Raw genomic sequence first — 12,503 nt, 5'->3', positions numbered from 1 at the left:
GAGGCGGACACAGGGAGGTTCGCCATGCGTACGTGGCAGGTGCAGGACGTGATGACCAGGGACGTGGCGTCGGTACGGGAGGGCACGGAGTACCGGGAGATCGTCGACGTGCTGACCGAGCGGCACGTCACGGCGGCGCCGGTGGTGGACGAGACCCGCCGGGTGCTGGGCGTGGTGTCCGAGGCGGACCTGATGTACAAGGTGGAGTTCCTGGGCCAGCCCCGGGAGCGGCGGATCCTGCCGGACCGGCACCGCCGCGAGGCGCGGGCGAAGGCCGGCGCGACGCTCGCCGCCGACCTGATGACCGCTCCCCCGGTCACCATCACGCCGGACGCGACGATCGTGGAGGCGGCCCGGCTGATGGACGCGCGCGGCGTGAAGCGGCTGCCGGTGGTGAACGACCTCGGCCGGCTGGTCGGCATCGTCACCCGCGGCGACCTGCTCAAGGTGCACCTGCGCCCGGACGCCGGCATCCGGCGGGACGTGGTCGAGGAGGTGCTGTGGCGCAGCCTCGGCGTCCGCGACGGCGTGGTGGACGTGACTGTGGACCGGGGCGTGGTGACGCTCACCGGCCAGGTGGAGTGCCGGTCCACCGCGCAGCTCGCGGTCCGGCTGACCCGGCAGGTCAGCGGCGTGGTCGAGGTGGTCGACGCGCTCGGCTACGCGATCGACGACGCGCCGATGTCGGCGCTGCGCATCGGCGGCGCCACCCCGGCCGGCATCGCCTGAGCCCTGGACGGCCCGGTGGGCGCCGGCGTGCCCGGCGCCCGCCGCTGTCACTCCTGGGCGAGCGCGTCCAGCACCAGCGCGGCGGTCCAGCTGAACGCCGGTGAGCCGAGACCGGCGCCGGTGTCCGGGTGGAAGTACTCGTGGCAGCCGGCCCGGTCGACCAGGTCGAGCAGCGACTCGCGCAGCCCGGCGGCCAGGTCGACGCGGTGGTGGGTGCGCAGTCCCTGCCAGAGCAGCCAGCCGGTGTTGATCCAGCTCGGGCCGCGCCAGTAGCGCAGCGGCTCGAAGTCCGGCGCGGTGCGGTCGTACGTGGGCAGCGGCCGGTCCATCCGGGCGGCCAGCCCGAAGCGCGGCGAGCACGCCTCGGCCAGCAGCGCCGACACCTGCGCGGCGGGCAGTTCGGGCAGCGCCAGCGGCATCAGCCCGAGCACGGTCCGGGCCGGCACGAGCCGGTCGGCGCGCACGTCGCGGGGACGGAACGTGCCGGTGACCGGATCCCAGAGGCGGGTGACGAGCGCCTCGGTGATCCGGGCGCCCCGGTCGCGGTGCGGCCCCGGGTCGGCGCCGATCACAGCGGCGATGCGCGCGAGGGCGTACTCGGAGACGCCGAGCGCGGCGTTCACCAGTGGGCACTCCACCAGGAACGGATGCCGTCCGAGCAGTCCCTCGTCCCGGTAGCGGCCGGCCCGGTAGCTCTCCACGAGCGCGACGTACCGCGCGTAGTCCAGGTCGGTGGGGCGCTGCGCCGCGTCGGCGTGCGCGGTGTCGTGCCGGCGGTACGCGCGCATCACCGCCTCGTCGGCGGGCACCCCTGCGAGCGGCACGTCCCAGGCGGGGCTGTTGTCCAGCCCGGACTCCCACGGGTGCACGATCGACGCCAGCCCGCCGCCCCCGGCGTCCCGCCGGCCGGTCAGGTAGCGCTGCTGCGCGACCAGCCTCGGGTAGAGCCGCCGCAGCGCGGCCACCGACGCCTCGCCGGGCGCGCGGCGGTGCACCAGCCAGGCGGCCGGGGCGTGCACCGGCGGCTGGACGATCCCGGAGGTGGCCCGGGCCGGTGAGCCGTCGGCGCGGGCCGAGTCCCAGAACTGCGGCCCGGGGAAGTACGGCCCGGCGCGCGAGGCCGGGTTGAACACGATGTGCGGCACCCGCCCGTCGACCCACTGCGCGGCGAACAGCGTGCGCAGCTCCCGCCAGGCCCGGTCGGGGCGGACGTGGGCCAGGCCGATCGCGATGAACGCCGAGTCCCAGCTCCACTGGTGCGGGTAGAGCGTGCGCGAGGGGACCGTGTGGTCGTGTTCCCAGTTGGCGTCCAGGGTGGCCAGCGCGAGGCGGCGCAGCCGGGCGTGGCGGTCGGCGCCGGCGCGTACCCCGGTGGTCAGCGTCATGCGGCGGCCCGCCGGGGACGGGCCTGGGCCAGCGCGGTGGCGGCCTGGCGCAGCGCGGCGACCGGCTCGCCGCGCAGCCGGCACTCCAGCGCCAGCCAGCCGGTGTAGCCGATCGCGTCGAGCGTGGCCAGCAGCGCGCCCCAGTCCAGATGCCCGGCGCCGGGCTGGTGCCGGTTGGAGTCGCTGACCTGGACGTGCCCGAGGTACGGCGCGGCGGCGCGCAGCGCGGCGTGGGGGTCGTCCTCCTCGATGTTCATGTGGTACGTGTCGGCGGCCACCCGCAGCGCCGGTGAACCGACCGCGCGGCACAGCTCGACGGCCTGGTCGAGCCGGTTGACCATGTGGTCCTCGTACCGGTTGAGCGGTTCCAGGAACACTGTGACCCCCTCGGCGCGGGCGTGCCCGGCCAGCTCGCCCAGGGCGTCGACGAGCACCCGCCGGTCGCCGTCAGCCGAGCGTGGTGGTTCGAACGGCGGCAGCCGGTAGGAGAACATGCCCCACGCGGCGGGGGTCATCGCACCGACGCCGCCCAGCTCGGCGATCACCGACAGCTGGGAGCGCAGGTTGTCCACCGCGTCGCGGGAACGGGCCGGGTCGAAGTCGCCGATGAAGTGGTCCATCTCGACGCAGACGGTCGGCATGACCACGCCGGCGGCGCGGGCACGGCGCAGCTCCGGCAGCCGCCGGGCCAGGGCCAGGTCGCCCCGCCCGCGCAGCTCGATGCCCTGGTAGCCGAGGGAGACGGCGAGGGCGTACTTCTGGATCAGGTCGGCGCCGGGAAGCAACTGCTCCTGGCACGAGAGTGGAATGTCCATCAGAACCTCAGCACCACTTGGAGGACGTCACCGTCACCGCGGTCGAGCAACGCCAGGGCGTCGGCCACCGCGCCCGCGTCGACGACGTGGCTCACCAGCGGCAGCGGGTCGACGCTGCCCTCGGCCACCAGGTCCATGAAGGTGTGTGCGATCCGCGTCCCGGACCACCGGCCGGCCGTGCCGGGTGCCGGGTCCGGCCCGGAGACCTGGGCGGCCACGAGCTGGATCCGGTTGTGGTGGAACTCCTCGCCGAGTTCCAGCCCGTGGGCGTACCCCTGGTAGAAGCCGGCCGCTACGACGCGCCCGGCGTGCGCGGTGGCGCGGATCGCCTCGTGCAGCGCCGGGTACGACCCGGACAGCTCCAGGCACACGTCGGCGCCCCGGCCGTCGGTGGCGGCCCGCAGCGCGGCGGCGGGCGAGTCGGCGGCAGCGTCGACCACCCGGCGCGCGCCGAACCGGGTGGCGTGCGCGAGCCGGCCCGGCATCCGGTCGACGGCGACGACGCGGGCGCCGGAGAGTGCGGCCAGGCGCGTGCCGAGCAGCCCGATCACGCCCTGCCCGAACACGCCCACCCAGTCGCCCAGGTGCAGGTCACCGGCGAGCACCGCGGTCAGCGCGATGGCACCGGGCCGGGCGAACACGGCGGCGAGCGGGTCGAGGCCCGGTGGCAGCGGATGCGCGGCCGTCGCGGGGAGCACGGCTTCGGCGCGGTGCCCCCAGATCCCCCAGACGAGCTGGCCGGGCCGTCGCCCGGCCACGTCGGGGGCGACCTCGACGATCTCGCCGACCTCCTCGTAACCGAAACCCACCACCGGGTACGCGGGCGCGGCCTGGCGGGGCACGAACATGCGGGAGCCGGCGTCCCAGTCCTTGCGCAGTCGCGGGTTGCTGCCCCGGTAGAGCGTCAGTTCGGTGCCGGCGGAGATGCCCGAGAAGCGGGTGCGGACGCGGACCTGGCCCGGACCGAGCCGGTCGGTGGGGCAGGGCTCCAGGCGTACGTGCCGGGGCCCGGCCAGAGAGACAACCCAGTTGCTCATGGCGTCGCTCCGAGTGAAGTGCCGACCCCGATTCTAACCCAAAAAATGGGCATATGTGATTCGATTGATGAATCGGTGGGTATTAGCGGCAGGCCGTGCTCTTTCGAGAGGAGTGCCACCGATGTCATCACCCTCCACGCGGCGGCTCGCAATCAGCCTGATCCTGGCACTGGCCGGGACCGGCGTGGCCGCATGCAGCGACGACGGGCAGAAATCCGACAGTTCGCAGATCACCGTCTGGAGCCTGGAAGACGTGGCGGACCGCGTCGCCGCCACCAAGGCGATCATCGCCGACTACACCGCCAAGACCGGCGTCAAGGTCAACCTGGTCACCGTCAACGAGGACCAGTTCCCGTCCCTGATCGCCTCCAGCGCCGCCGCCGGCGACCTGCCCGACGTGGTCGGCTCGGTCTCACTGGCCGGGGTGCGCACGCTGTCCGCCAACGAACTCCTCGACGCCGACGCCAACGCCGCCGTCGTCGACCGGCTCGGCCGGGACACGTTCACGCCCCGCGCGCTGGAACTCACCAGCGACGGCGGCACGCAGCTCGCCGTACCGAGCGACGGGTGGGGCCAGCTGCTCGTCTACCGCAAGGACCTGTTCGCCGCCGCCGGCCTGCCGGCGCCCGACACGTACGAGAAGATCGCCGCCGCGGCGGCGAAGCTGAACACCGGCGGCGTCGCCGGCATCACCGCGGCCACCTCCCCCGGTGACGTGTTCACCCAGCAGACGTTCGAGCATCTGGCGCTGGCGAACAACTGCCGGCTCACCGACGACTCCGGCACTGTCACTCTGGACTCCCCCGAGTGCGTCGAGGCGTTCCGCTTCTACGGCGACCTGATGCGGAACAACTCCGTCAAGGGCGCCCAGGACGTCGACACCACCCGGGCCACCTACTTCGCCGGCAAGGCGGCCATGCTGATCTGGTCGCCGTTCATCCTCGACGAGCTGGCCGGGCTGCGCGCCGACGCCCGGCCGACCTGCCCGCAGTGCCAGTCCGACCCGGCCTGGCTCGCGAAGAACAGCGGGTTCGTCACCGCGATCAAGGGCCCCAACGGCACCGAGCCGGCCCAGTACGGCGAGGTCAGCTCCTGGGCGGTGCTCGACGGCGCCGCCGACCCGGCGAAGTCGTTCGTGGAGTACATGCTCTCCGACGGCTACCCGCGCTGGTTCGGCATGTCCCCCGAGGGGCGTTTCCCGGTGCGCACCGGCACCCCGGAGGACAAGCAGAAGTTCCGGACCGCCTGGAACACCGGCCCGGCCGGGGTGGACACCAAGAAGCCGCTGTCGGAGGTCTACGGCGAGGACGTGCTCGCCACGCTGCGGCGCAGCCCCGACACGTTCCAGCGCTGGGGCCTGACCGAGAACCAGGGCAAGCTCGTCGGCGCCATCCTCGGTGAACTGCCCGTACCCAAGGCGCTGGCCGACGTCGTCGGCGGCAGGTCCGACGCCCGCGCCGCCGCCGAACGCGCCCGCAAGGACGTCGAAGCGATAGCCAAGGGCGTCAATTGACCACCACCGCGCCGGAGGCCGGCCGCTCCCCCGCGCCGGAGCGACCCCGCCGACCCGGCCGACGCCCGCTGACGCTGCGCCGCCGCGAGTCCCGCGCCGGGCTCGCGCTGGTCACCCCGACCCTGCTCGTCGTGGTCGCGGTGATCGGCATACCCATCGTCTGGACGGTGGTGCTGGCCTTCCAGCGGGTACGCCTGGCGACGCTGCGCAAGACCGGCCTGTTCGGCGAGCTGACCCTGGACAACATCGACCGGGTGCTGCACACGCCCGGGTTCGCCGACACGCTCTGGACCACTGTGCTCTACAGCGTCGGCGGCACCGCCGGCTCGATCGTGGTCGGCCTCGCGGCGGCGCTGGCCGTACGTGGGCCGTTCCGGGGCCGCACGCTGGTGCGCGCGTCGATGCTGCTGCCGTACGTGGCGCCGGTGGTCGCCATGACGTTCGTCTGGCAGGTGATGCTCGACCCGCAGCTCGGCATCGTCAACGACTGGGGGCGGCGCTTCCTCGGCTGGGACTCCCCGGTGCCGTTCCTGTCCCAGGAGTCCACCGCGCTCTGGACGGTGATCGCGTTCGAGGCGTGGCGCTACTTCCCGTTCGCGTTCCTGTTCCTGCTGGCCCGGCTCCAGGCGGTGCCCGGCGAGCTGGAGGAGGCCGCCCGGGTCGACGGGGCGACACCCACCCAGCGGTTCCGGCACATCCTGCTGCCGCAGCTCATGCCGGTGATCGCGCTGATCGGCGTGCTCCGCTTCATCATGACGTTCAACAAGTTCGACGACGTCTACCTGCTCACCGGCGGCGCCGCCGGCACCGAGGTGGTCAGCGTACGGGTCTACCAGTTCCTCACCGCCCGCACCGACATCGGCGCGGCCGCCGCCCAGGCGGTCGTGCTCGCCGTGGTGCTGCTCGTGTTCGTGGCGATCTACCTGCGCTTCTTCGGCGCGCGACGGGAGGCGTGATGGACCGGGACCGGATCGAGACGGTGAGCCTGCGCTGGCTGCGCCGGCTGGTGATCGCCGGGTTCCTGGTGGTCACGCTGCTGCCGTTCTGGTACATGCTGGTGCTGTCGGTACGCCCGATCGAACGCCTGCTGCTCGAACCCGGCTCGCTCTGGGTGCCGTTCGGCGAGCTGACCGTCGCCACGTACGCCGAGGTGCTGAAGTCCGTCTCCGACGGCGGCCAGGGCTTCCTCACGTTCATCCGCAACAGCGGCCTGGTGGCGCTGGCAGCCACCGCGCTCACCCTGGTGATCGCCATCCCCGGCGCGTACGCGGTGTCCCGCCTGCGGTTCTTCGGCCGCCGGCAGGTCAGCGCGCTGTTCCTGGCGGTCTACCTGTTCCCGTCCATAGTCATCGCGATCCCGCTGTTCGTGGTCTTCACCCGGGCCGGGCTGCGCGGGTCGCTGACCGGGCTGGTGCTCGTCTACATCTCGCAGACGCTGCCGGTGTCGGTCTACATGCTGAAGAACTACTTCGAGACCATCCCGGTCAGCCTGGAGGAGTCCGCGGCGATCGACGGCGCCGGCCGGCTCGGCATCATCCGCCGGGTCAGCCTGCCCCTCGCGGCGCCGTCGGTGATGGCGGTCGCGCTGTACGACTTCATGATCGCCTGGAACGAGTACCTGTTCGCGCTGCTGTTCCTGGTCGACCGGCCGGACCGGTGGACCGTGTCGCTGGGGCTGTCCCTGCTCGCCGACGGCGTGGAGGTGCCCAAGACCGTGCTGATGGCTGGCTCGGTCATCCTCACGCTGCCGATCGTGGTGCTGTTCTTCGCCGGGGAACGCCTGCTCACCGAGGGACTCACCAGCGGGGCCGAGAAGGGCTGAGCATCCGTGCCAGGATGATCGGGTGCGAGCATCACGGGAGCGCCGGGCCGGCGCGCGGGCGGCCCGGCTGCTCACCGAGGCGCTCGCCCCGACCGTCCTGGTCACCGCGCTGCCGCTGATCGCCGCCGCCCGGGTCAGCCGCTCGGCGGGCCAGTTCCTGCTCTGGGGCGGCATCGCGCTCACGTTCTGCGCCGTCATCCCGATCGGTGTGCTCGTGCACGGCGTACGCCGGGGACGCCTCACCGACCGGCACGTCGGCGACCGCACGCAGCGGGCCCGGCCGCTGTCGATCGGGCTGGCCTCGGTCGCGGCCGGGTTGCTGCTGCTGGCGGCGGTCCGCGCGCCGGCCGAACTGTTCGCCGTGATCGTCGTGGTCTTCGTGGTCGGCGCGGCCTGCGCGCTGGTGAACCACTGGTGGAAGCTGAGCATCCACGCTGCGGTGGCCGCCGCCACCGTCGCCGTGCTGGTGCCGCTGGCCGGCCCGGCCGCGAGCCTCGGCTGGGTGCTCGTCGCGGCCGTCGGCTGGTCCCGGGTACGGCTGGGCGACCACACCTGGCCGCAGGTGCTGGCCGGCGTCGCGCTGGGCGGGCCGCTCGCCGCCGGCACGTTCCTGGCGCTCGCCTGACCCGTTGCCACAAGATCAGCTACGGTGGCCCCATGGCCAAGCCGACCCGCTGGGTGACCGACACGAAGCCCGGCCACTCGCAGTGGTACGTGGACCGGTTCCGTCAGCTCGCCGCCGAGGGCGCCGACCTGTCCGGTGAGGCGCGGCTGCTCGACGCGCTCGTACCGCCGGGCGCGCGTGTCCTGGACGCCGGCTGCGGCACCGGCCGGGTCGCCGCCGCGCTCGCCGCGCGCGGGCACGACGTCGTGGGCGTGGACGCCGACCCGACGCTGGTCGAGGCGGCCCGCGCCGACCATCCCGGCCCCCGTTTCCTGGTCGCCGACCTGGCCGAGCTGGACCTGGCCGCCCAGGGCGAGGCCGAGCCGTTCGACGCCGCGGTGCTGGCCGGCAACGTGATGGTCTTCGTCGCCCCCGGCACCGAGCGCGACGTGCTGGCCCGCGTCGCCGCGCACGTGCGCCCGGACGGCCTGGTCGTGGTCGGATTCGGCACCGACCGCGGCTACCCGGTGGCCGACCTGGACGCCGACGCGGTCGCCGCCGGGTTGCGCCCCGAGCACCGCTTCGCCACCTGGGACCTGCGGCCGTGGCGGGACGACGCCGACTTCGCGGTGAGCGTGCTGCGCCGCCCCGCCGGCTGACCGCTGCTCTTTCCCCCCAGCGGATCGCGCGCTCGGCGCTCAGGCGGGCGCGGCGACCGTGCGGGCGGCCTCCGGGTCGAGCGGGCTACCGGCCGGCAGCAGGTCCACCAGGCCCGCCGGCAGCCGCGCCGGGCGCACGCCCGCGTACCCGAGCATGCCCGGCACGTCCGCGCCGGTCAGCGCGTACCGCCGACCCAGGTCGGTGACCACGCAGATCGCGCCGCCGGTCGCGCCCGGCGCGGGCACCGCCTCCACGAGCGCGCCGCGTCCCGGCTCGACCACCACCGCGTCGGCGAGCCCGGCCCGGCCGCCGGCTGTCCGCGCGGCGGCGTTCGGGTCCGGCGCGGTGACGCCCAGGCGCAGCTCGCGGACGCCTGTGTCGTCGCCGGCCCGCGCGCAGAGCGCGCCCTCGTCGGTGGCCAGCCGGGGCGGTACGGCGGGCGGCGCGCTCGCCCCACCGGGCACCAGACCGGGGAGCTTCGGCAGCGCGGCGAACCGGCCGAGCGTGATCGGTTCCGGCTCGCCCTGGCCGGTGCGGGCCAGCAGCAGCGCCGCCTGCAACTCGGTGATGCCGGCCAGCCCGCCGCGCTTGGCGACCGCGTACTGCCGTCCGCCGCCGGAGTTGCGCACCAGGTAGACGTCGCCCACCGTCGCACCGGTGACCCGCTCGGACGGCTCGCCGAGGTCGTCCACCGGCGGCGGGGCCAGGTCGGCGCCGGCCGGCAGCGTGTTCAGCAGCGCCGCCGCCACCGGCACCGCCCGCTCCCGGGTGGCGGCGAGCGCGGCGAGCACCCGGTCCGTGTCGCGCAGCAGGTAGCGCCGGTCGTGCCAGAGCAGGTGCAGGCCGCCGTCCGGGTGCAAGGCGAGCAGGCCCTGGTCGCCGAGCGCACGGCCGCCGGCGGCCTCCCGCCCGATCAGCAGCACCGAGCGTGCCTCGCCGCGCCCCGCCGCCGGACGCCCGTTCTCCCCGCGCCCGGCCTCGTCGCCCGCCACCGAGCAGAGCGTCCACGCGTCGCGGACGAGCCGGTTCGGCGCGGGCAGCGAGTCCGGCGCGTCGGCGATGCCGAGCGGCAGACCGCGCGGCACCCCCTCGATGGCGCGGCGGCCGACCAGCACCGTCTTCGGCCGCTCCGCCCCGATGATCAGCAGCGCGGAGGCGTAGTTCGACACCGGGTGCAGCTTCTCGTCGCGGTAGACGAATCGCGCGCCCGACTCCTTCTCCACGATCACCGCGCCCGTCTCGCGCCACGAGTCACCGCCGCCTGTGAACAGGCCGTAGAGGGCGACGCCGCCGAGCGCGATCGCCGCGACCAGGACGCTGGCCAGACCGGCGCCGGCCAGCCGGCGGAACGGGGACTGCGGCGGGTCCGTCTCCCGCATGACGAGCGCGGCGACCGCCCGCTGGACGGTGAACTGGTACGAGTGCAGCTGGTCCTGCCGCGACGCCATCGTGTCCCTTCCGCCGGGATCGCCGGCGCACAGGATAAGCGCTCCGTCGATGTTCCGGCGACCCTGCGTGTCCCTCACTGACCCTTAGTTGTCGGCCCGCTCCGCCAGTACGCCGAGGTGGCTGGATCCCGCTCACCCGGACCCCGCCACCTCCCCGACCTGGAGTCGATCAAGGCAGCGGCCCGGCACCACCCCCCGGAATGGATACCCCCCGGGGTGTGTTACACATGCCGGAACCTGAAACCGACGGAGGTACTGATGGCGAGCGTGGCGTTGACCACCACCGACTTCGCGGAGACCGTGAACCGGGACGGCATCGTCCTGGTCGACTTCTGGGCCGGCTGGTGCGGCCCCTGCCGCGCGTTCGCGCCGGTCTACGAGAAGGCCAGCGAGCAGCACCCGGACATCGTCTTCGGCAAGGTCGACACCGAGGCCGAGCAGGCCCTGGCGGCCGCCGCCCAGATCCGGTCGATCCCGACACTGATGGCGTTCCGGGACGGCGTGCTGGTGTTCGCCCAGCCGGGCGCCCTGCCGACGGCCGGGCTGGAGGAGCTGATCCGGGCCGTGCGCGACCTCGACATGGACGAGGTCCGGGCCAAGACCGCCTGACGGGTGGCGGCACTGGTACCCCCTGGGGTATCTTCGAGCGCAGGAGGTACGACGTGAATCTTCGACCGGAGATGACAGGCGAGGCGCTGACCCGGCTCAAGCGGGCCCGGGGGCAGCTCAACGCCGTCATCGAGATGATGGAGAACGGCGAGGACTGCCGCGCCGCGCTGACCCAGCTCGCCGCGGTCTCCAAGGCCATCGACCGGGCCGGTTTCAAGATCATCGCCTCCGGCATGCGCTACTGCGACGCCGCCCGCCAGGCGGGCGAGGAGCCGGAGATGACCGAGGAGGAGCTGGAGAAGCTCTTCCTGTCCCTGGCCTGACGGCGCCCGCCTGACCGGCTGAGTCCCGCCCGCGCCGTGTGACAGCGACGCGGGCGGGTAAACACCTGCCTGGAGACCCAGGCCGCAGACTGTCCCACGCATACCCCCCGGGGTATATAGGCAATGAGAGGAAACGGCATGACTCTCGACGTGTCCGTCATCACGACCTCCTCGCTCGGCGACCGCAGCTACCTCGCCTCCGACGGCCGGGTGGCGATCGTGGTCGACCCGCAGCGCGACATCGACCGCGTCCTGTACCTGGCCGGCGCCAAGGGCGTACGGATCACCCACGTGGTCGAGACGCACATCCACAACGACTACGTCTCCGGCGGCCTGGAACTGGCCCGGATCACCGGCGCGCAGTACCTCGTGGCCGCCGCCGACACGGTCGAGTTCGACCGGACCCCGGCCACCGACGGCGACACCGTGCCGGTGTCCGACACGATGCGGCTGCGGGTGATCGGCACCCCTGGTCACACGTTCCACCACCTGTCGTACGCGCTCGACGAGGCCACCGACGGCGGCTGGACGGCGGCCGGCGTGTTCACCGGCGGCTCGCTGCTGTTCGGCACCACCGGCCGCACCGACCTGCTCGGCCAGCAGTACGCGCACGAACTGGCGCACCACCAGTACGCCTCGGCGCGCAAGCTGGCCGACCTGCTGCCCGACGGCGCGCAGGTCTGGCCCACGCACGGCTTCGGCAGCTTCTGCTCGGCCAGCCAGGCCGACGCCCCCGAGTCGACGATCGGCCGGGAGAAGGAGGCCAACCCGGTGCTGCGGCTGGCCGCCGACCAGTTCGTCACCGAGACGCTGGCCGGGCTGGACGCCTACCCGGCGTACTACGCCCACATGGGCGTCGCCAACGCCGCCGGTCCCGCCCCGGTCGACCTCACGCCGGTGGCCCGCGCCGACGCCGACGAGCTGCGCCGTCGTATCGCCGCCGGCGAGTGGGTGGTCGACCTGCGCCACCGCAAGGCGTACGCGGCCTCGCACCTGGCCGGCACCGTCAGCCTCGGCCTGGACGGGCCGATGTCGACGTGGCTCGGCTGGCTGATCGACTGGGGTGTGCCGATCACGTTCCTGGCGCAGACCCCGGAGCAGGTCGCCGACGCCCAGCGGGAACTGGTCCGCATCGGCATCGACCGTCCGGCCGCCCAGGCCACCGGCGAGCCCGAGCAGTGGACCGCCGACCCGTCGCAGCTGCGGGAGCTGGCGGTGGCCGACTTCGGCGCGCTCGCCGCCGCGCAGGCCGGGAAGACCCCGGCCGGGCTGCCCGAGCCGCAGGTCGTCCTCGACGTGCGGATGACGAACGAGTGGAAGGCCGGGCACGTCGACGGTGCGGTGCACGTGCCGCTGCCGGACGTGCCGAAGCGGCTCGCCGACATCCCCGCCGGGACCGTCTGGGTGCACTGCGGCTCCGGCTACCGGGCCACCGCCGCCGCGTCCCTGCTCGCCAACGCCGGCCGTGACGTGGTGCTGATCGACGACTCGTACGGCCGGGCCGAGGAGGCCGGCGTACGCATGGCGCCCACCGCCTGACCTCTCCCCGAGCGCCCGG

13 protein-coding genes are annotated in these 12,503 nt (G+C 73.9%); 9 read left to right on the top strand and 4 right to left on the bottom strand.

What is annotated here, in order from left to right:
• The first annotated feature begins 24 nt into the window (after window positions 1–24).
• The gene (locus tag FB455_RS05080) at window positions 25–729 is read left to right on the top strand and encodes a CBS domain-containing protein (RefSeq protein WP_047891256.1); all 705 of its coding nucleotides are present in this window, start codon (window positions 25–27) and stop codon (window positions 727–729) included.
• Between the two features lie 47 nt (window positions 730–776).
• On the opposite strand, the gene FB455_RS05075 is transcribed toward FB455_RS05080, so the two are convergent.
• From FB455_RS05075 to FB455_RS05065, 3 genes are read right to left on the bottom strand one after another with little or no spacing between them, the layout of a single operon-like run.
• Window positions 777–2,114, bottom strand: a complete 1,338-nt coding sequence (locus FB455_RS05075; protein ID WP_145752440.1) for an MGH1-like glycoside hydrolase domain-containing protein — start codon at window positions 2,112–2,114, stop codon at window positions 777–779.
• A complete protein-coding gene (locus tag FB455_RS05070) occupies window positions 2,111–2,929 on the bottom strand; it encodes a sugar phosphate isomerase/epimerase family protein (RefSeq protein ID WP_145752438.1) in 819 nt (272 codons plus the stop codon). Before FB455_RS05070 ends, FB455_RS05075 begins: the two co-directional genes overlap by 4 nt.
• Window positions 2,929–3,966 (bottom strand): zinc-binding dehydrogenase, encoded by a 1,038-nt coding sequence (locus FB455_RS05065; RefSeq protein WP_071095340.1) that lies wholly within the window; start codon window positions 3,964–3,966, stop codon window positions 2,929–2,931. The genes FB455_RS05070 and FB455_RS05065 overlap by 1 nt, the downstream gene beginning before the upstream one ends.
• Window positions 3,967–4,087: 121 nt before the next feature.
• On the opposite strand from FB455_RS05065, the gene FB455_RS05060 reads away from it, so the two are divergent.
• Genes FB455_RS05060 through FB455_RS05040 form a run of 5 tightly spaced genes read left to right on the top strand, consistent with a single transcriptional unit; the run spans window position 4,088 to window position 8,564 of the window.
• Window positions 4,088–5,479 carry an extracellular solute-binding protein gene (locus tag FB455_RS05060; RefSeq protein ID WP_145752436.1) on the top strand — a complete coding sequence of 464 codons (1,392 nt, stop codon included), beginning with the start codon at window positions 4,088–4,090 and terminating at the stop codon, window positions 5,477–5,479.
• Complete coding sequence (locus FB455_RS05055; protein ID WP_013285936.1) at window positions 5,476–6,435, top strand: carbohydrate ABC transporter permease; 960 nt, start codon at window positions 5,476–5,478, stop codon at window positions 6,433–6,435. Before FB455_RS05060 ends, FB455_RS05055 begins: the two co-directional genes overlap by 4 nt.
• The gene (locus FB455_RS05050; protein WP_013285935.1) at window positions 6,435–7,301 is read left to right on the top strand and encodes a carbohydrate ABC transporter permease; all 867 of its coding nucleotides are present in this window, start codon (window positions 6,435–6,437) and stop codon (window positions 7,299–7,301) included. Before FB455_RS05055 ends, FB455_RS05050 begins: the two co-directional genes overlap by 1 nt.
• A gap of 22 nt (window positions 7,302–7,323) precedes the next feature.
• The gene (locus FB455_RS05045) at window positions 7,324–7,926 is read left to right on the top strand and encodes a phosphatase PAP2 family protein (protein ID WP_013285934.1); all 603 of its coding nucleotides are present in this window, start codon (window positions 7,324–7,326) and stop codon (window positions 7,924–7,926) included.
• Between the two features lie 32 nt (window positions 7,927–7,958).
• Window positions 7,959–8,564 (top strand): class I SAM-dependent methyltransferase, encoded by a 606-nt coding sequence (locus FB455_RS05040; RefSeq protein ID WP_013285933.1) that lies wholly within the window; start codon window positions 7,959–7,961, stop codon window positions 8,562–8,564.
• Between the two features lie 39 nt (window positions 8,565–8,603).
• Here the strand turns inward: FB455_RS05040 and eccB are convergent, their stop codons facing one another.
• Complete coding sequence (gene eccB, locus FB455_RS05035) at window positions 8,604–10,013, bottom strand: type VII secretion protein EccB (protein ID WP_145752434.1); 1,410 nt, start codon at window positions 10,011–10,013, stop codon at window positions 8,604–8,606.
• A gap of 258 nt (window positions 10,014–10,271) precedes the next feature.
• On the opposite strand from eccB, the gene trxA reads away from it, so the two are divergent.
• From trxA to FB455_RS05020, 3 genes are all read left to right on the top strand, one after another.
• Complete coding sequence (gene trxA / locus FB455_RS05030) at window positions 10,272–10,622, top strand: thioredoxin (RefSeq protein WP_013285931.1); 351 nt, start codon at window positions 10,272–10,274, stop codon at window positions 10,620–10,622.
• Between the two features lie 53 nt (window positions 10,623–10,675).
• A complete protein-coding gene (locus FB455_RS05025; protein ID WP_013285930.1) occupies window positions 10,676–10,945 on the top strand; it encodes a metal-sensitive transcriptional regulator in 270 nt (89 codons plus the stop codon).
• A 138-nt stretch (window positions 10,946–11,083) separates the two neighbouring features.
• On the top strand, window positions 11,084–12,484 hold the full coding sequence (locus FB455_RS05020) for an MBL fold metallo-hydrolase (RefSeq protein ID WP_145752432.1): 1,401 nt from the start codon (window positions 11,084–11,086) through the stop codon (window positions 12,482–12,484).
• The last annotated feature ends 19 nt before the right edge of the window (window positions 12,485–12,503 follow it).

The sequence above is a fragment of the Micromonospora sp. CNZ296 genome (assembly GCF_007827635.1).
The sequence above is the reverse complement of the archived record's forward strand: the minus strand, read 5'-3'. Positions and strand labels throughout refer to the sequence as shown.